Source organism: Neorhizobium galegae, assembly GCF_017877055.1.
Lineage (GTDB): Bacteria > Pseudomonadota > Alphaproteobacteria > Rhizobiales > Rhizobiaceae > Neorhizobium > Neorhizobium galegae_D.
Window position 1 is genome coordinate 1,192,769 of the sequence record NZ_JAGIPG010000002.1, and the last position, 17,396, is coordinate 1,210,164.

General features: G+C 63.5%; 16 protein-coding genes. 11 read left to right on the forward strand and 5 right to left on the reverse strand.

The window, feature by feature from the left end; all coding sequences use genetic code 11:
- Nucleotides 1–215: 215 nt before the first annotated feature.
- Nucleotides 216–695, forward strand: a complete 480-nt coding sequence (locus J2857_RS16230) for a hypothetical protein (RefSeq protein ID WP_210011132.1) — start codon at nucleotides 216–218, stop codon at nucleotides 693–695.
- Here J2857_RS16230 and J2857_RS16235 read toward each other — a convergent pair.
- On the reverse strand, nucleotides 676–2,889 hold the full coding sequence (locus tag J2857_RS16235) for a transglycosylase domain-containing protein (RefSeq protein ID WP_210011133.1): 2,214 nt from the start codon (nucleotides 2,887–2,889) through the stop codon (nucleotides 676–678). The two genes, J2857_RS16230 and J2857_RS16235, sit on opposite strands and share 20 nt — an antisense overlap.
- Before the next feature lie 185 nt (nucleotides 2,890–3,074).
- Here J2857_RS16235 and J2857_RS16240 point away from each other — a divergent pair, with 185 nt between their 5' ends.
- Complete coding sequence (locus J2857_RS16240) at nucleotides 3,075–3,536, forward strand: YcgN family cysteine cluster protein (protein WP_210011134.1); 462 nt, start codon at nucleotides 3,075–3,077, stop codon at nucleotides 3,534–3,536.
- 9 nt (nucleotides 3,537–3,545) lie between these two features.
- On the opposite strand, the gene J2857_RS16245 is transcribed toward J2857_RS16240, so the two are convergent.
- Nucleotides 3,546–4,547, reverse strand: a complete 1,002-nt coding sequence (locus J2857_RS16245) for an NADP-dependent oxidoreductase (protein ID WP_210011135.1) — start codon at nucleotides 4,545–4,547, stop codon at nucleotides 3,546–3,548.
- Nucleotides 4,548–4,594: 47 nt separating this feature from the next.
- Entirely contained in the window at nucleotides 4,595–5,410 is an 816-nt protein-coding gene (locus J2857_RS16250) for an oxidoreductase (RefSeq protein ID WP_210011136.1), read from the reverse strand.
- A gap of 88 nt (nucleotides 5,411–5,498) precedes the next feature.
- Between J2857_RS16250 and J2857_RS16255 the strand changes: the two genes are divergently transcribed.
- Together J2857_RS16255 and J2857_RS16260 are read left to right on the forward strand one after the other, a co-directional pair.
- Nucleotides 5,499–5,930, forward strand: a complete 432-nt coding sequence (locus J2857_RS16255) for a winged helix-turn-helix transcriptional regulator (protein ID WP_210011137.1) — start codon at nucleotides 5,499–5,501, stop codon at nucleotides 5,928–5,930.
- Nucleotides 5,931–6,241: 311 nt separating this feature from the next.
- A complete protein-coding gene (locus tag J2857_RS16260; protein ID WP_210011138.1) occupies nucleotides 6,242–7,336 on the forward strand; it encodes a helix-turn-helix transcriptional regulator in 1,095 nt (364 codons plus the stop codon).
- Nucleotides 7,337–7,396: 60 nt separating this feature from the next.
- On the opposite strand, the gene J2857_RS16265 is transcribed toward J2857_RS16260, so the two are convergent.
- Complete coding sequence (locus tag J2857_RS16265) at nucleotides 7,397–7,732, reverse strand: hypothetical protein (RefSeq protein ID WP_210011139.1); 336 nt, start codon at nucleotides 7,730–7,732, stop codon at nucleotides 7,397–7,399.
- A 122-nt stretch (nucleotides 7,733–7,854) separates the two neighbouring features.
- Between J2857_RS16265 and J2857_RS16270 the strand changes: the two genes are divergently transcribed.
- The 4 genes from J2857_RS16270 (at nucleotide 7,855) to J2857_RS16285 (ending at nucleotide 12,549) form a co-directional block, all read left to right on the forward strand.
- Complete coding sequence (locus tag J2857_RS16270) at nucleotides 7,855–10,293, forward strand: heavy metal translocating P-type ATPase (protein ID WP_210011140.1); 2,439 nt, start codon at nucleotides 7,855–7,857, stop codon at nucleotides 10,291–10,293.
- Nucleotides 10,290–10,739, forward strand: a complete 450-nt coding sequence (gene cueR / locus J2857_RS16275; RefSeq protein WP_210011141.1) for a Cu(I)-responsive transcriptional regulator — start codon at nucleotides 10,290–10,292, stop codon at nucleotides 10,737–10,739. The genes J2857_RS16270 and cueR overlap by 4 nt, the downstream gene beginning before the upstream one ends.
- A 274-nt stretch (nucleotides 10,740–11,013) precedes the next feature.
- The gene (locus tag J2857_RS16280; RefSeq protein ID WP_210011142.1) at nucleotides 11,014–11,214 is read left to right on the forward strand and encodes a heavy-metal-associated domain-containing protein; all 201 of its coding nucleotides are present in this window, start codon (nucleotides 11,014–11,016) and stop codon (nucleotides 11,212–11,214) included.
- Nucleotides 11,215–11,418: 204 nt separating this feature from the next.
- Nucleotides 11,419–12,549 (forward strand): esterase-like activity of phytase family protein, encoded by a 1,131-nt coding sequence (locus J2857_RS16285; protein ID WP_210011143.1) that lies wholly within the window; start codon nucleotides 11,419–11,421, stop codon nucleotides 12,547–12,549.
- Nucleotides 12,550–12,626: 77 nt separating this feature from the next.
- On the opposite strand, the gene J2857_RS16290 is transcribed toward J2857_RS16285, so the two are convergent.
- A complete protein-coding gene (locus tag J2857_RS16290) occupies nucleotides 12,627–13,256 on the reverse strand; it encodes an outer membrane protein (protein WP_210011144.1) in 630 nt (209 codons plus the stop codon).
- A 207-nt stretch (nucleotides 13,257–13,463) separates the two neighbouring features.
- Here J2857_RS16290 and J2857_RS16295 point away from each other — a divergent pair, with 207 nt between their 5' ends.
- From J2857_RS16295 to J2857_RS16305, 3 genes are all read left to right on the forward strand, one after another.
- Nucleotides 13,464–14,852 (forward strand): MFS transporter, encoded by a 1,389-nt coding sequence (locus tag J2857_RS16295; RefSeq protein WP_210011145.1) that lies wholly within the window; start codon nucleotides 13,464–13,466, stop codon nucleotides 14,850–14,852.
- A 98-nt stretch (nucleotides 14,853–14,950) separates the two neighbouring features.
- Nucleotides 14,951–16,411, forward strand: a complete 1,461-nt coding sequence (locus J2857_RS16300; RefSeq protein ID WP_210011146.1) for a protein adenylyltransferase SelO — start codon at nucleotides 14,951–14,953, stop codon at nucleotides 16,409–16,411.
- Between the two features lie 275 nt (nucleotides 16,412–16,686).
- Nucleotides 16,687–17,253: a hypothetical protein gene (locus J2857_RS16305; protein WP_210011147.1), complete on the forward strand. Its 567-nt coding sequence runs from the start codon at nucleotides 16,687–16,689 to the stop codon at nucleotides 17,251–17,253.
- Nucleotides 17,254–17,396: the final 143 nt, after the last annotated feature.

A 17,396-nucleotide genomic window follows, 5' to 3' on the forward strand; every position in this document is an offset into this window, starting at 1 on the left:
CCCAGCCCCGCTGGATCGACGGCGAGAAACCCGCCGCCTGTGCCGCGGTCGGTCACCCAAGGCCTTTGCGTGCCATCCCCACACAGGTTCGACTTTAGGGTTAACCCTTTGATAAGGTTGTTTGGAGCGGTTCCTGTGACTAAAAACCGCCCGCGTCTTGCTCGGTTCATTCCTTGGCTACCGTCGTCCCGCGACAACGTTCCGGAGCAGAGACGATGAGAACATGGATAATGGCGACCGGTGCATTGATGGCCGTGGCAGCCGGATTTTCGGGAGCCTACTACCACCTGAAACCCGTGCCGGGCCCTTCGACCCCGAAGGACATTTCCCTCAACTTCATGACGCTGACCGAAAGCCAGCCGACGGAGGCGCGCCGCGCCATCATCGACGGTATCGAAATCTGCCTTCCCCAGCCGGCTCGGGAGAGCTGGACGAGCCCCCCGGTCAAGAACCTCGCCGTCGACAGCTATATCCGCTTCTTCGATCTGATGGGGCAGGAGATGGCGCAGGCCGAGCGCAGCGCGGAATTTCACGCCTGGCTTTCGCAGGCAGGCGGCGACCTGTCGGAGCGGGATCGGATCGCCTTCGGCAAGCTGACCGAGGGCGGCCTGCACGAAGGCGTGACGGCGCTCTGCGTTGCCGCGACCGTGCGCGGCAAACTCGGAAGCCAGGGGTTCAAGGGTTTTTGGAACTGACGGGCTTTGCCTCGGCGACCGATCCGATCGTCGTCTTGTCGACGACCTTGGCGGTGGCCGGTCCGAGCCGGGGAGCCTCTTTCAGCTTTCCGGCGATCTGCCGCAGCAGGCGGGTGGATTCGGCCGACAGGGAGCGCGGGCGGATGAGCGCCTGCAATCCGGTATCGATGGTGCCATCCTTCTTCTTGGCAACCGCGTTGCCCTTGTGGTCGCCGGTTGGCAGCGGATTGTCTATGCCGGGAATGGCACGCAGTTCGATGCCCTGATGGGCATAGTCCATCACCGTCTTGAAGGTCGCGGCCGGCAGCGAGCCGCCGGTCATGTTGTTCATCGAGGTGAAGTCGTCGTTGCCGAACCAGACCGCGGTTGTGTAATTGCCGGTAAATCCGATGAACCAGGCGTCGCGATAGCTCTGCGAGGTGCCGGTCTTGCCGCCCGTGACGATGCCGCCGTCGAGCGCCGCCCGGCGGGCCGTGCCGATCACCGGGATCTGCGTCAGGATGCGGTTCATCGACGATGTCGCCTGCTCGGAGAGCACGCGCTTGGCCGGCCGTTCGTCGCGGTTGAAGTCGTAGAGCACGTCGCCGCCGTAGCCGAGAACCTGCTCGATGCCGTGGCGGCGCGATTCCATGCCGCCGGCCGGCATCACGGCGTAACCCGTCGCCTGGTCGAGCACCGTCATTTCCGACGTGCCGAGCGGGATGGTCTTGTCCTTCCTGAGCGGCGTTTCGACACCGAAGGCCTTGGCGGTCTTCACGATCACGTCGGTCCCGAGATAATCCTTGGCGAGCCTGACCGGCACGGTGTTGAGCGATTGCGCCATCGCCGACAGCAGTGTCACCTTGCCCTTGTAGGAGCGGCCGTAATTCTGCGGCGACCAGCCGTTCCAGGTGATCGGCGCGTCCGAGATGGTCGATTCCGGCTTGAAGCCGTTCTCCATCGCCGCCGAATAGGTATAGAGCTTGAAGGACGAGCCCGGCTGGCGCAGCGCCTTGGCGGCGCGGTTGAACTGGCTTTCGCCGTAGTCGCGGCCACCGACCATGGCGCGCACGGCCCCGCCGTTCTCGATCATCACGAGGGCGCCCTGCTTCACCTTGAAGCTCTCCCCATATTCGCGCAGGCTCGATTCCATCGCCGATTCCGAGGCCTGCTGCAGGCCCATGTCGATCGTCGTGCGCACCACGACCGAATGTTCGTGGAACTTGCCGGCTTGTGCCAGCCGCTGCACTTCGTCGAAGGCCCAGTCGAGGAAATAGTCGGGCGCCTTGGCGCCGTCGCGGTCGACGACGGTCGCCGGGCTGCGGCGGGCGGCGATAACCTGGCCCTCGGTCATCAGCCCGCTCTGCACAAGATTGGACAGCACCTCGTTGGCGCGGGCGCGGGCGGCCGGCAGGTTGACATGCGGCGCATATTTGGCCGGCGCCTTGAACAGGCCGGCCAGCATGGCGCTCTCGGCAAGGTTCACCTCCGCGATGTTCTTGCCGAAATAGAATTGTGCCGCGGCAGCCGCCCCGAACGTGCCGCCGCCCATATAGGCGCGGTCGAGATAGAGTGACAGGATCTCCTTCTTGGAGAGGTTGGCTTCGAGCCACAGCGACAGGAAGGCTTCCTTGATCTTGCGTTCGATCGACCGTTCGTTGGTGAGGAACAGGTTCTTGGCAAGCTGCTGGGTCAGCGTCGAACCGCCCTGCACGACGCCGCCGGCCTTGGCGTTCTCGCTCATGGCGCGGGCAAGGCCGAAGAAGTCGATGCCGAAATGGTCGAAGAAGCGGCGGTCCTCGGTAGCCAGCACCGCCTTGATCAGATGGTCCGGCAATTCGTCGATCGGCACCGAGTCCTCATGGATGATGCCGCGATGGCCGATGACGCTGCCATAGCGGTCGAGGAAGGTGACGGCGAAATCGCCGCGATTGCGCCAGTCCTCGTGGGTTTCCTCGAAAGCGGGCTGGGCGAGGGCCAGGAGCAGCACGAAACCCGCGGTGCCGAGCGTCATCGCCTCGCCGGCGAGTTCGAAGCCGAGGCGCTTCCAGCCGCGGACGCGAAAACGGCGGAAGAAGATGGTGATCTCCTCCCAGATTTCGGCGAGCCGGAAACCGAGATTCCAGACGGTGGAATCGATCCAGGAATCGATGCGCAGCAGCAGGTGGCGCTTGTTGCGCGGCCGGTCGTCTGATGACTTTGGCTCGTCCTGCACCTTCGGAATTCCCCGCCCTTTCGATGAGATGTGCTTGACGCGGTCCCTTCAAGGGATCAAGAGCTCTAGCCTCTCACCGTTAATCAGCTTTAGCTGACAAATGGTTGATGCGCGATATCAAAATCGCAACAGGTAAAATGCAGATGCGGGGATTTGTTCCGCTCTGCCGCAAATGTGATACCACGATGACCGACGAACCTTTCTGGAAAACCAAGCGGCTCGACGAGCTCACCCAAAATGAATGGGAAAGCCTGTGCGACGGTTGCGGCCTCTGTTGTCTCAACAAGCTCGAGGACTGGGATTCGGGCGACGTCGTCTTCACCTCCGTCGCCTGCCGGCTGCTCGACGGGGAGAGCTGTCGCTGCAAGGACTACCAGCACCGCCAGGCAACCGTGCCGGACTGTATCCAGCTCACCCCGACGACCGTCAACGAGATCGCCTGGCTGCCGCCGACCTGCGGTTATCGCCTCGTCCGCGACGGCGAGGACCTCTACTGGTGGCATCCGCTGGTGTCGGGCGATCCGGATACCGTGCATCAGGCCGGCATCTCTGCCCGAGGCCGTACGGTCAGCGAAAATGACGTCGATGTCGAGGATTTCGAGGACTACGTGGTCGACTGGCCGCTGACGGTGGGCGAGGAACGCTAGGACAGGGCGTCACTTCACCGCGATGACGACCTTCCCCTTCGCGCGACCCGTTTCGACATAGTTCAGTGCGTCGTTGGTCTTTTCGAACGGGAAGACGCGGTCCATCACCGGGCGGATGTAACCCGCCTCGATCAGCGAGGTGATCTGTGCGAGCTGACCGCCGTTCGCCGTCATGAAGAGGAACGAATAGCCGATCTTCCGGCGTCGCGCTTTTTTCCTGATGCCGAAGCTCAGCAGGCGCATGGCCTGTTGAAGCAGCCATCCGGAGCCGTTCTGCCGGGCGAAATCCGGATCGGGCGGGCCGGAAATCGAGATCAGCTTGCCGCCCGGCTTCAATACGTTCAAGGATTTCTCCAGCGTATCCTTGCCGAGGCTGTTCAGCACGACGTCGTAGCCCTGCAGCACTTTCTCGAAGTCGTCTTTCTTGTAATCGACGACGACGTCCGCCCCGAGACTTTTCGCAAGGGCGACATTGGCCGTGCTCGTGGTCGTCGCCACATGAGCCCCGAGATGCTTGGCGAGCTGGATCGCGATGGTGCCGACGCCGCCCGAGCCGGCATGGATCAGGACCTTCTGCCCCTTCCGCAGGTTGGCCCGCTCGACAAGGACCTGCCATGCCGTCAGGGCGACAAGCGGCATGGATGCCGCCTCCACCATGCTGAGATTGCCGGGTTTTCTCGCCACATCGGCCTCGTCCATGGCGATATATTCGGCAAACGTGCCGATGCGATCCTGGGCCGGACGTGCATAGACCTCGTCGCCCGGCTTGAACCGCCGGACATTCGCCCCGACCCGGACGACGACGCCTGCCACATCGTTGCCCAGCACCAGCGGAAGGCGATAGGGCAGGATAAGCTTGAATTCGCCGTCCCTGATCTTGTTGTCGAGGGCGTTCACGCCGGCGGCATGAACCTCGACCATGACGTCGTTGTCGCGCAACGCCGGCTCGGGCGTTTCGCCGAGCCGCAGAGCGCCGCCTTTGCGATAGCGATCGATCAGGAATGATTTCATCGGACTAACTTCCGTTTTCGTGGTGGCCGGCGGGCCTGCGATAATGCTTAGACGGGAAGCCTGTTGAACTTCCGAAGGTTCTTGTCGACGATGGTTTCGGGCAGGAACCGACGCAGGAAGCGGACCTGTGCTGCCATTTTTCCGGCAGTGTAGCGCCGTTTGGGCAATGCCGCATTGGCGGCCCTTACAACGGCTTCGGCGACCACCTCCGGTGCATCGCCCGTTGCGACGATTTCGCGCATCAGCCGCTCCGCGTCGCCGCGAACCTTGTCATAGACGGAAAGCGGGCGGTCTGCGCGCGTCAGGTCCTCCTCGAAGGCGGTGCGGGTCAAGCCGGGCTCGACAAGCACGACGCGGATGCCTTGGGTCCGCACTTCATGGTCGAGGGACTCCGAATACCCTTCGACGGCGTGCTTGGTCGCTGCATAAAGGGCGTTGAAAGGCGCCGGGATCAGCCCGAGTATCGAACTCAGGTTGACAATGCGGCCCCGTTGCTGGCCCCTCATTACGGGCAGGACGGCATTTGTCATCCGGATGATGCCGAACACGTTCACGTCGAACAGGGACTTCGCCTGTTCCGTCGTGGACTCCTCGGCGCCGCCAAGCAGCCCGATGCCGGCATTGTTGACCAGAAGATCGATCCGCCCTGCGCGGCGCAGAACCTCGCCAACTGCATTTTTTACGGATGCATCGTCGGTTACGTCGCAGATCAGCATCGTCACCCCGTCCACCGTGTCCGGCATCGGTCTCCGGCTGGTGCCGAAGACGAGATAGCCGTCCCGCTGCAGCACCTGCGCCGTCACCAGTCCTATTCCTGAGGAGGCGCCCGTAACCAGGGCGACGCCGCGTTTTTTCCTGCTCATCGGTTCCGCTTTCATTTTGTCATGGAACATCCTTGAGTGATCAGTTACTATCAAATCCGTATCGAGTCACTACTAAAAAGATATCGACATGAAAAAACTTTCCGACCAACCCTGCCTGATCGCCAGGAGCCTCGCGCTTGTGGGGGACGCGTGGAGCATGCTGATCATGCGTGACGCCCATGCGGGGCTGACCCGCTTCGACGAGTTTCGCAAGAGCCTCGGTATCGCGCCGACGATGCTGACGGGACGGCTTTCGGGCCTGACCGACGAGGGGCTTTTGGAGAAACGCCGTTATTCCGACCGTCCGCCACGGGACGAATATGTGCTGACGGAAGCTGGGCGCGATTTCCTGCCCGTCCTGTTTGCGATCGGCGCGTGGGGACGCAAGCATCGCGGCGGCGGCAAGGTGACCCGGTTCTTCGACGCAGAGACCGGAACGGAGATCGATCCGGTCACCATCGACCGCGCAACCGGCGCTCCGATCGGAACGCGTCCTATCCGGATCGCCGCACCCGAATGAGCCGCTTCACGGCAGACGGAGCGGCGCCCCGCAATGCCTGTTGAAAGCCCGCGTCCGGCGCCCGGTGCCGGTGGGGCTGTCCGCCCATCGGGCAATACCGGATCAACGGCCCCGGGCTGAACCGGCGCGCGAGGATCCGGCAGGGAAGTCGCTCGAAGCACAAGTTTATTAACTGTCAATGAAATAAGTTAAGACGAGCTACGCTAGTTTTTCAGGTAATTCTACCAGTAGGCCCGGGCGTGCAGAAACGCTAAGGTTCGGGTGACAGGCAAATTCATTCCGATGGCACCCCGATGAATGCAGAAGGCACGTTGGCAGACCGCCTCTACGAGGCAGCCCTGGTTCCGGAGCTTTGGACGGAGACTTGCGAGAGAATTGCCTTGGAGGCGGGGTCCAGCACCGCCTCGATCTTCACCATCGACGGCAGCGGCAATCATCGTTACGTCACCACTCCCAATATCGCGGACGCGTTTGCTGCATTCGTGCAGAGCGAGCACAGGTTCAACAATGTCCGGCCGATGCGCGGCATGGAGCGCTATCCCTTCTCCTTCGCGCGGGAAACCGACATCATGAGCCGGGAGGAGTTCGAGGAGGACCCGATCCGCCGGGATTTCCTGCTGCCCTACGGCATGGAGTGGGAAGCCGGCTGGGCCTTTCAGGAGCCCACGGGCCATGTCGTCGTCATCAGCATGATGCGCGCCAAGGGCCTGGTGCATTTCTCCGACGAACAGTTGGCGCGCCTCAATCTGTTGAAGCCGCATCTCGCCCGGGCGGCCTACATCTCGTCGCGGCTCGCCTTCAGCGAGGCGCGCTCGATGACCGAAACGCTGTCCATGCTCGGACTGCCGGCGGCGGTGATCGGCGACGGCGGCCAGACGATCGCCACCAACCCGGAAATGGAGGGCTTGAGCCCGCGCATCCGCACCGGCGCCGGCGACCGTCTGGTGCTGGAAGGGACGGGCGCCAATGCCTTGCTGGACGAGGCGATCGAGCGCTACAGGGCGCAGTCTTCCCCGACCGTGCAGTCCCTGCCGATGGCGGCGCGCGACGGAGCGCCGCCGCTGATCCTGCATCTTCTGCCGGTCCGCCGCGCCGCCCGCGACATCTTCTCCCGCTCGATGGCGGTGCTGGCCGTCACTCAGGTGGGGCAGGTCGGCCCGCCGGACATGCGGGTGCTCTGCGGCCTCTTCGACCTCACCCCCGCCGAAGCCCGCGTGGCGCGCGGCATCGCGATGGCCCAGACGCCGGAAACGGCCGCCGCCTCCCTCGGCATCTCGCTCGAAACCGCCCGCTCGCACCTGAAGAAGATCATGCAAAAGACCGGCACCACCCGCCAGGCGGAACTCGTGCTGCTGCTGTCCGGGCTGAACGCGCCGGGCTTTGGCGGTGTTCTCAAGGATCTCTAACGCCTTTCCCACTCTTCCGGTCCGTCCGGATTGCCTTTTGGAGTGGAGTGAGTGCCATGATCAGCCTTCCAGTTCGGCGAGCATCCGCCGGCCGATGGCGAATGCCCTGGCGTCGCCCCGTTCGATCAGCGCCTTGGCGATGACGTGCGACTTCTGAGCAAGGTCCGGCAGCCGATCAAGATCGATATTGTCGAGGATTCTGGGTCTGTAAAGGTCGAGCGCTTCATCGATAAAGCGCTGCAGCCGCTCTTTCTTGTGCCTGTGCTCGTTGCGCATGGTCGCGGCCTGGGAAAGGATATCGCCACGTCTTACCGCGGGCACGAGAACTTCCACCCGCACCAGGTCCGATGCTCCCCCGCTCTCGCGATAGCGTTTGATCCTGTCCTGGACCGCCATGATCGATCTCCTTGCCTCGGGAGACAGCGTATCCCGGATACGGTTCAAGGAAAATCAATTTCACCCCTTGACCTTCCCATCATGGGAAGCTCCACATAGGGCCGGAAAGTGAGGTCCGTCCCATGAACCAGATCGTCAAACCGCCCCACAAAGCCGAGCCCTTCACCGTCCCGGTCGAGGGCATGACCTGCGCCTCCTGCGTCCGCCGCGTCGAAAACGCGGCCGCCAAAGTGCCCGGCATCGACAGGAGCGCGGTCAATTTCGCGACCAGGAAGCTGACGGTGGAATCGGCCGAAGGCTTCTCGACCGAGGATCTGGAAAAGGCGATTCGGAAGGTCGGTTACGAGATCTCGCCGGGCGCCATGGACCATGCGATGCGCGAGGCGGGGATGATGCCTGCCGCCAAGGCTCCGCATGCTGGGCACGTGCATCCCCACGACCATGGCCATTCCGGGTCCGAAGGCCACGACCACATGGACCACGCCGCCATGGGCCACGACCAGACGGCGGGCCATGCGGGCGGGCATGACCACATGCATATGCACAAGGGCGAGGAGGGCGTGCTGAAGCGCGACCTGGCGATCGCCTTCGTGCTGACCCTGCCGCTCTTCGTGCTGGAAATGGCAAGCCATGTCTACGACCCGTTCCACCACTGGTTGATGGGCGTGATCGAGACGCAGAACCTCTTTTACATCTATTTCGCGCTGGCGACGGTGGTGGTCTTCGGCCCGGGCTTCCGCTTCCTGAAGATCGGCCTGCCGGCGCTCCTGCGCGGGGCGCCGGAGATGAACTCGCTGGTCGCCGTCGGCGTGCTCGCCGCCTACGGTTATTCGCTGGTGACGACATTTGCCCCGGACCTGCTGCCGGAAAGTGCGCAATTCGTTTATTACGAAGCGGCGACCGTGATCGTCACGCTGATCCTGTTCGGCCGGCTGCTGGAAGCCCGCGCCACGGGTCGTACCGGCGAGGCGATCGAGAAGTTGAGCCGGTTGCAGGCAAAGACCGCCCGCGTCGAGCGCGACGGCAGGGTGCTGGATATTCCGACAGAACAGGTGATTGCCGGGGACGTGCTGGTGATCCGGCCGGGCGAGCGCATTCCGGTCGACGGCACTGTCATCGACGGTTCCTCGAATGTCGACGAATCGATGATTTCGGGCGAACCGCTGCCGGTCGAAAAGGCGGTGGGAGCGACCGTGGTCGGCGGTACGATCAACAAGACCGGCGCCTTCCGGTTCCGGGCCGACAAGGTCGGCCGCGACACCATGCTGGCGCAGATCATCCGCATGGTCGAACAGGCGCAGGGGGCGAAACTGCCGATCCAGACACTGGTCGACCGGGTGACCGCCTGGTTCGTGCCGGCGGTGATCGCGCTGGCCGTTCTCACCTTCGCGGTCTGGTTCTTCCTCGGTCCCGAACCGGCGCTGACGCATGCGCTGGTCAATGCGGTCGCGGTGCTGATTATCGCCTGCCCCTGCGCCATGGGGCTTGCCGTGCCGACCTCCATCGTCGTCGGCGGCGGCCGCGCGGCCGAACTCGGCGTGCTCTTCCGCAAGGGGGAAGCGCTGCAGGAGTTGCGCAATGTCGCGCTCGTCGTGGTCGACAAGACCGGCACCGTCACCAAGGGCCGGCCGGAACTGACCGATCTGGTGACGGCGGAAGGTTTTGGCCAGGACGATGTTTTGGCGCTTGTCGCAAGCGTCGAGGCACAGTCGGAACACCCGATCGCCGAGGCGATCGTCAAGGCGGCCGAAGCCAAGGGCCTGACCGTGCCGAAGGCGGAAAACTTCGCATCGGTCACCGGTTACGGCATCGAGGCGGATGTGGACGGCCGCAGGGTTTCGGTGGGCGCCGACCGGTTCATGGAAAAGCTGGGGCTTTCGGTGGAGGTCTTTGCCGAAGCCGCCGCCCGGCTCGGCGATGAAGGCAAGACGCCGCTTTATGCGGCGGCGGACGGCAAGCTGGCCGCAGCCATCGCCGTCGCCGATCCACTGAAGCCGTCGAGCCGCGAGGCGATCAGGGCGTTGCAGGCGATGGGCGTCGAAGTGGCCATGGTGACCGGCGACAACCGCCGCACCGCGGACGCCATCGGCCGTCAGGTCGGCATCACGAAAGTCGTCGCCGAAGTCCTGCCGGAGGGTAAGGTGGCGGCCATCCACGCGATGCGTGCAGAGGGGAAGCAGGGCGGCAAGAAGCTGGCCTTCGTCGGCGACGGTATCAACGACGCGCCGGCGCTGGCCGAGGCCGATATCGGCATCGCCATCGGCACCGGCACCGACGTGGCGATCGAAAGCGCCGACGTGGTGCTGGTCGGCGGCGAGCTTTCGGGCGCCGTCTCGGCGATTGCCATGAGCCGCGCCACCATGACCAATATCAAGCAGAACCTGTTCTGGGCCTTCGGTTACAATGTGGCGCTGATCCCGGTCGCGGCGGGCGTGCTTTACCCGGCTTTCGGCTGGCTGCTGTCGCCGATGATCGCCGCCGGTGCCATGGCTCTGTCGAGCGTCTTCGTGCTCGGCAACGCGCTGCGGCTGAAGGCGGTGAAAGTGGGAGAAACGCGATGAATATCGGCGAGGCCTCGAATGCATCCGGCGTTTCGGCCAAGATGATCCGCTACTACGAGGAGATCGGGCTGATCCGCCCGATGGGCCGCACCGGCAACAATTACAGGGTCTATGGCGAGGAGGAGGTGCATATCCTGCGCTTCATCAAGCGCGCCCGCAACCTCGGCTTTTCGCTCGAGGAAACCGAGACGCTTCTGAAACTCTGGCAGGACAAGAGCCGCGAGAGCGCCGCCGTCAAGGAGGTGGCGACCGCCCATATCGGCGATCTCGAACGGCGCATCGCCGAGATGCAGGGCATGGTCAAGACGCTGAAACATCTCGCCCATTGCTGCGGCGGCGACAACCGCCCCAACTGCCCGATTCTCGATGATCTGGCGGGGGATGGGGCGGCGGCAGGCGACCCACAGGCACCAGCGGCGCGAAAGAAGATGAAACAGAATGCTTGATGTGCTCACCTCAGGATGAGGCAGGACAGCGCCTCCTTCCAATCACTCCCTTGAGGGGGAGATGCCCGGCAGGACAGAGGGGGTAAACCTCTCGGCATACTCCTTCTGCCGCACCGTCGCTCCCCCTCGTCCTTCGGACCCTTCGGACCCTTCGGTGACCTCTCCCCCTCAAGGGGGGAGATCATTGGGAGACTGCCGCACCGGCCCGTTTTACACACTTGACCTTCCCTCCATGGGAAGGTGCAGAACACACACATCGAACAAGGAGATTCTGATGACTGCGATTTTCACCGTGCCGGACATGACCTGCGGCCATTGCGAAAAGACCGTGCGCGGCGCGCTGGCGGAAGCCCTGCCGGGTGCAGCGGTGGCGATCGATCTCGCCACCAGGAAAGTCACGATCGAAGGAGATGCGGTGAAGGCCGAAGAGGCGATCCGCGAGGCGGGGTATTCGCCGGAAAGGACGGCGGCTTGAGGCGAAGGGGGACTGTCATGCGTAATAGAGGCGGACATTTCCGCCTCTCCCGCACAGCCGTCATGAAAAATTCAACATTCTGACGGGCAAACGTTACACGTCCGCAAAATTCGCATGGCAGACAAGAGGTGGCTCCTGGACTGGTTTTCATCCGTGGGGTCGGCCTGCTGTTTTTCACCCGCCCTCGAATTGCCGGACGCCCCCATGCTTAAAGCGCTGTTTTCAACCGTTGCCCTCGCCATCCTCTTCGCACCCGCAGCCCAGGCCGCGGAACCCGGCGTGACGGTGACCACGCCTTGCCCGTTCGGCGATTGCAAGGCGGCCATCGAGCTTTCCTTCGCAGGCGAGTTTACGATCCCGACCGGCACGTCGTTCGACGGCGTCGAGTTCGGCGGTCTGTCCGGTATCGATTACGATCCGGCCCGCAATCGGTACATCGCCATTTCCGACGACCGTTCCGAAAGGGCGCCGGCCCGGTTCTACGAGCTTTCGATCGAGGCGACCGCCGCCGGCATCACCGATGTGAAAGTGGTGAAGACGGTAACCCTGAAGGACAGGAACGGCGAAGCTTTTGCAGCCAAGAGCGTTGATCCGGAATCGATCCGGCTTGCCAAGGACGGCATCTACTGGTCGAGCGAGGGTGACGTGAAGCAGCTTTTGCCGCCCTTCGTCCGTGTCGCCAGCCCGGACGGCGCCTTCCTGCGCGAGTTCGAGCTTTCCAAGGCGTTTCTGCCGACTGCCGACAAATCCGCCGGCATCCGCGACAACCTCGCTTTCGAAGGGCTTGCCACGCTGCCCGGCGGCGACCTGATGGTGGAGGTGGAATCGGCGCTGTTCCAGGACGGCCCGATTTCGGGGCTTAGCCGCGGCACGCTCGCCCGGATGATCCGCTACGACGCGGCTACCGGCAAGCCGAAAGCTGAATATGTCTATCCGATCGCGCCGATCCCTCAGGCGCCGACCGTCGAAAAAGGCTATAACGACAACGGCGCCTCGGAAATCTTAAGCCTGGACGACCACCGCCTTCTGGTGGTCGAGCGCGGTTTCGCGCAAGGGTTCGGCAATTCGATCAAGGTCTTCATGGTGGATACCGAGGGCGCGACCGATGTCTCGGCCATCCCTTCGCTCGCCAATGCCGATGCGGCCATCGTGCCCGTGCGCAAGGCCCAGGTGCTCGACATGCAGGCGATCGGCTTGAAGCCGGACAATATCGAGGCCGTCACCTTCGCCAAGGGCACCGACGGCAGCGATCTGCTGATCTTCGCTTCCGACAACAATTTCTCAAAGGAACAGAAGACACAGTTCATCGCCTTCAAGGTGCTGAGACGCCCGTGAGCAAGCAGGCCGACCCTCAAGATTTTGCTCCACCTTTTCGCAAGGTGGAGCATTGAAACATATCTCGAAGTCGCGGCTTAGAACTTCACGCCGATGCCGACGTTGATCACGTGCTGGCTGAAGTCGAAATCGGCGCCAGCGAGGCTGCCGTTGCCGAAGTCGTTGTAGCGGTATTCGAGGCGGCCGAAGACATTGTCGGTGAACGCGTAGTCGACGCCGGCGCCGACGGTCCAGCCGTTGAGCATGTCGTCGTCGTCAAAGCCGCCGCCGTCGATGTGGGCGGTGGTGGCCGTCCAGCCGGCTGCCGCGAAGATCAACGCCCGGTCCATGGCATAACCGACGCGGCCGCGAACCGAACCGGAGAAGCCGGTATCTATATCGATGCCGCCCGCATAGCTGTTTTCGTTCCAGTCGTAGTTGACGTCGCCTTCGATACCGGCCACGAAACCGCTGGAGAACTGCCAGTTATAACCAACGAAGCCGCCAAGCCTCCAGCTGTCGAAATCGTCCGAACCGCCGCCGGCAGCATCGCCGTCGCCCCAGGCATACCCCGTATGGGCACCGATATAGGGGCCGTTCCAGGAGAATACGACGGGCGCTTCGACGGCTTGCGGCGCCTGCGGGATTTGCTCGACGGCGTCGGCTGCGTAAGCAACGGAAGAGGCGGTCATGGCGGCCGACGCTGCAAGAATGAAAAGAGCCTTCATGGATATTCCCTCCGATTGGTTGGCAGAAACGCAAATAGAGCGGTTTGCTTGGAAAGCTGTAGCTAAAATACAACATCGGAGAAAATCTGCAATTACGCCTTAAGATCCTGAAAACGTGCAATTTTAATTTTCGGCTCATCCCTTGACCTCAATCGTGGTTGAGGTTGTAGCGTCCCCGGGACTGAAAAACAGGACAAGAGGCAGGGCGTGTTGCAGGACATCAATGTAGGCTGGTCGAGGCTTCTCAGGGGCCGCGAAGGAGCGATGCTGGGGCTGATCTCGGCGGGGGTCGGGCTGCATGCCTTCAACCAGTTCGCGATCGTTGCGGCCCTGCCGCCGGCGGCAAGGGAGATCGGCGGCACGGGCTATTTCAGCTGGGCCTATACGCTCTATTTCCTGGGCTCGATCGCCGGCGGCACGGGGGCTGCGGCCCTGCGCGACCGCTTTGGCGCACGCCTCATCCTCGTTATCTCGGCGCTGATCTTTGCTGTGGGCGGGCTGCTTGCGCTGTCGGCGCCGGCCTTTTCCTGGATCATGGCCGGGCGCCTGCTGCAGGGGATTGCCGATGGGCTGATCGTGGCGATCTGCTACAGCCTCATCCCAGCCAGCTTTCCCTCCGCCCTGATCGCGAAGGTGTTCGCGGTGGAGGCGATCGTCTGGGCGGTGGCGGCGATTGCCGGGCCATTGGCGGGCGGGCTTCTGACCGAGGCCTATTCCTGGCGGGCGTCTTTTCTGGCCGTCTCGCCCTTGGTGGTTCTGCTTGCCGTCTTTGCGCTGACCGCGAAGGCGAGAGTGACCGAGGCGGCACCGGTGCCGCTGTCCGTCGCCACCATTGCGCTCTGCCTGGCGGCCTCCTTCGTCCTGTCGCTCTCCTCGGTGGCGACCGGAGGGGCGATGCAGGCGGTGGCGGTCGTGGCAGGCGTCGGCCTGTTCCTGCCGGCGCTGAGGCTCGACGGGCGGATCGGGCCAAAACTGTTTCCGGACGGCGCTTTCCGGCTCGGCTCGGTGCTGGGGCACGGGTTCTGGGTGCTGTTCCTGATGTCGGCGAGCCACTCCGTCGGCAGCGTTTACCTGGCGCTGATGATCGACGCCGTCTTCGGTTTCCGGCCGGCCGTGGTCGGTTATCTGGTGGTGACCATGGCGCTCTCCTGGAGTGCGGTCGCAGTGGTCGCGAGCAGGATTACTGCGCTTGGGCCGCGGCATCGGTGGATGCGCGCAGGCGCATTGTTTCAACTGGCCGGTTTCCTTGGCCTCGCCGCCGCGTTCGCGAGCGGGTCGCTGGTGCTGCTGCTGGTGGGCCAGGTGGCAATCGGTACGGGTTTCGGCGTCGCCTGGGCAAGCGTCAACCAGGCGGCGATGGAAGCGGCAGCAAGGCAGGAGCGCGATCTCGCAAGTGCCTTGCTGCCGACGATTTCGACCGCCGGTTACGCGATCGGCGCGGGGATCGCCGGGATGATCGCAAGTGCGACCGGCCTGGTTTCGGCGCTGGAGAACGGCGAGGCCGGCGGGCCGGCGCTGTGGCTCTACGGGACTGCCGCAGTCGGTGCGCTCCTGACCTTCATCCTCGGTTTCGGCGTGCGGCTCGCCAAGCCTTGAGCAGCGCAACAAAAACGCATTTCGCTTGTTCGGCGGGACAGATTTCCCATATTTGAAGAAAAGGTCGCCGCATCCGGGCGGCCAGAGGAGTCCTTCCCGTGTTCCAGTTCGACAATTCCTATGCCCGCCTGCCGGACAGGTTTTTCGCATCTGTCTATCCCGAGCCGGTGGAGGGGCCAAAGCTTCTGAAATTCAACGCGGAACTGGCAGAGGAACTGGGCGTCGAGGCCGATTTTTCCGATCCCGCCCGGCTGGCGGCGATCCTTGCCGGCAATGTCGTGCCGCCCGGCGCCATGCCGATCGCCATGGCCTATGCCGGACACCAGTTCGGCAATTTCGTGCCGCAGCTCGGCGACGGGCGGGCGATATTGCTGGGCGAAGTCGTCGACCATAAGGGCAGGCGCCGCGACATCCAGCTGAAGGGGGCGGGGCCGACCCCGTATTCCCGCCGGGGCGACGGGCGTGCGGCGCTTGGGCCGGTGCTGCGCGAATATATCGTGTCCGAGGCGATGAACGCCCTCGGCGTGCCGGCGACGCGGGCCTTGGCGGCTGTCGCAACCGGCGAACAGGTCTATCGCGAGACGGTGGAGCAGGGCGCGGTGTTCGTGCGCGTCGCGGCAAGCCACGTGCGGATCGGCACGTTCCAGTTCTTTGCCGCCCGCGGCGACAATGACGGGATAAAACTGCTCGCCGACTATGTGATCGAGCGGCATTATCCGGAGCTGAAAACGGCGGAGAACCCTTATCTGGCGCTGCTGCAGGGCGTGGCGGCGCGTCAGGCGGAGCTGATCGCCCGCTGGCTGGGCGTCGGCTTCATTCATGGGGTGATGAACACCGACAATATGACGATTTCGGGCGAGACGATCGACTTCGGGCCTTGCGCCTTCCTCGACGAATACGACCCGATGAAGGTGTTTTCGTCGATCGACCAGGGCGGCCGCTATGCCTATCGCAACCAGCCAGGCATCGGCCAGTGGAACATTGCGCGGCTGGCGGAATGCCTTCTGCCGCTGCTCGACGCGGACGAGGAGAAGGCCGTGGAAGCGGCAAACGCCGTGCTGAAAGCGTTCGGCGAACGGTTTCAGAAAGAGTGGATCGGCGTTTTCCGGGCAAAGATCGGTCTTGCGACCGAGGCCGACGGCGATGGCGACCTGATCCAGGCGCTGCTGGCAGCCATGCACGAGGGGCAGGCGGACTTCACGCTGGCCTTTCGGCGGCTTGCCGATGCGGCGGAGGGCAGGGACGCGGCGTTCCTGGGCAGTTTTGCCGATCCGCACAAGGCTCAGGCCTGGCTTGCCGACTGGCGCGAGCGGCTGGCCACGGAGGCCCGGCCGGTCGGCGAACTGGCTGCCGGACTGCGCGCCGTCAACCCGGCGGTCATTCCGCGCAATCACAAGGTCCAGGAGGCTCTTTCGTCCGCCAATTACGGAGATTTCGGTGTCTTCGAACGTTTGCTGGAGGCACTGGAAAAGCCCTACGAGGACCGGCCGGAATTCGAAGATTTCACGCAGCCTCCGAAGCCGGAGGAACGGGTGATGCAGACGTTCTGCGGGACATGACTCCGTCCGTAAATTAATCTTTGCTAATTAGGAAAATAGTCCTTGACGGCGTGACGGTTGTTTGATAGGGTCTAGGCACAGTCGAAGTATTGTGCCGGCGGCAGCCTTCGGGCGGCCGGTGGCAAGACTTCCAGTCAAACTGGCCCGGTCTCAAAAGCCGGGCCTTCTTTTTATCTCGAAAATCGGCGGCGGGGACGCGCGGCGACCGGAAACGGCGCGGCGGGATTTTCTGCGCCGAAATTCTGGCCTTCATTTTGGCCCCGGGGATATCCGAAATGGATGAATTCGAGACGTTCGATCCGGCGCTTTTCGGGCTCTGGGCGGAGGCGCCGGTCTATGGCGACGGGGTCGCGATGGATGATCCGGCGTTGGTCGACGCGGTGCGCGGCGTGCTGCTGGAGATCAAGTCGGCCGAGGACGCATTTTCTCCGGGCGAGGAGCTGCGGCGGCTCCTGAACGAGATGACGGTCGAGATGCGCGATCAGTTTTCGACTTTTCGGAGGATGCGCACCTCGGCGGAGGCGGCGCTCGAGAGTGGCGACGACGCCGCGCAGAAACTAGCGCGTGCCGACGTGAAGGCGGCCACCGACGCCATGTCGCTGATCGTCCGCACCCTCGAAAAAGTCGACAGCCTGCAGCGCCAGCTCGCTCGCGACCGCGAGGAAGCGGCCGAACGTGAGGCGGACGAGGGCGGCTATGAGGAGGCTGTGCGTGAGGTCGAAGAACTTATCGAACGGCGTGCTCAAGAGCGTTTTGAGAAGCGGTGCCTCGCGGCTGGTATTGAGATTGGTGAGCCCGGTGGTGCGGGAGGGAATGGAGCGGTACCGCCTGACACCGGTTGAGGACCTTGTCGAAGCTGAGACGAACGAAATGCTGGCTGAATACGGGGAAACGATGGACCGGATCAGCAGTTTGCGAGCTCGGAAGCGTGGAGCAATAGCGAAGGGTCAGGCGATCATCGCTGATCCGGAGGGCGACGAAGGCG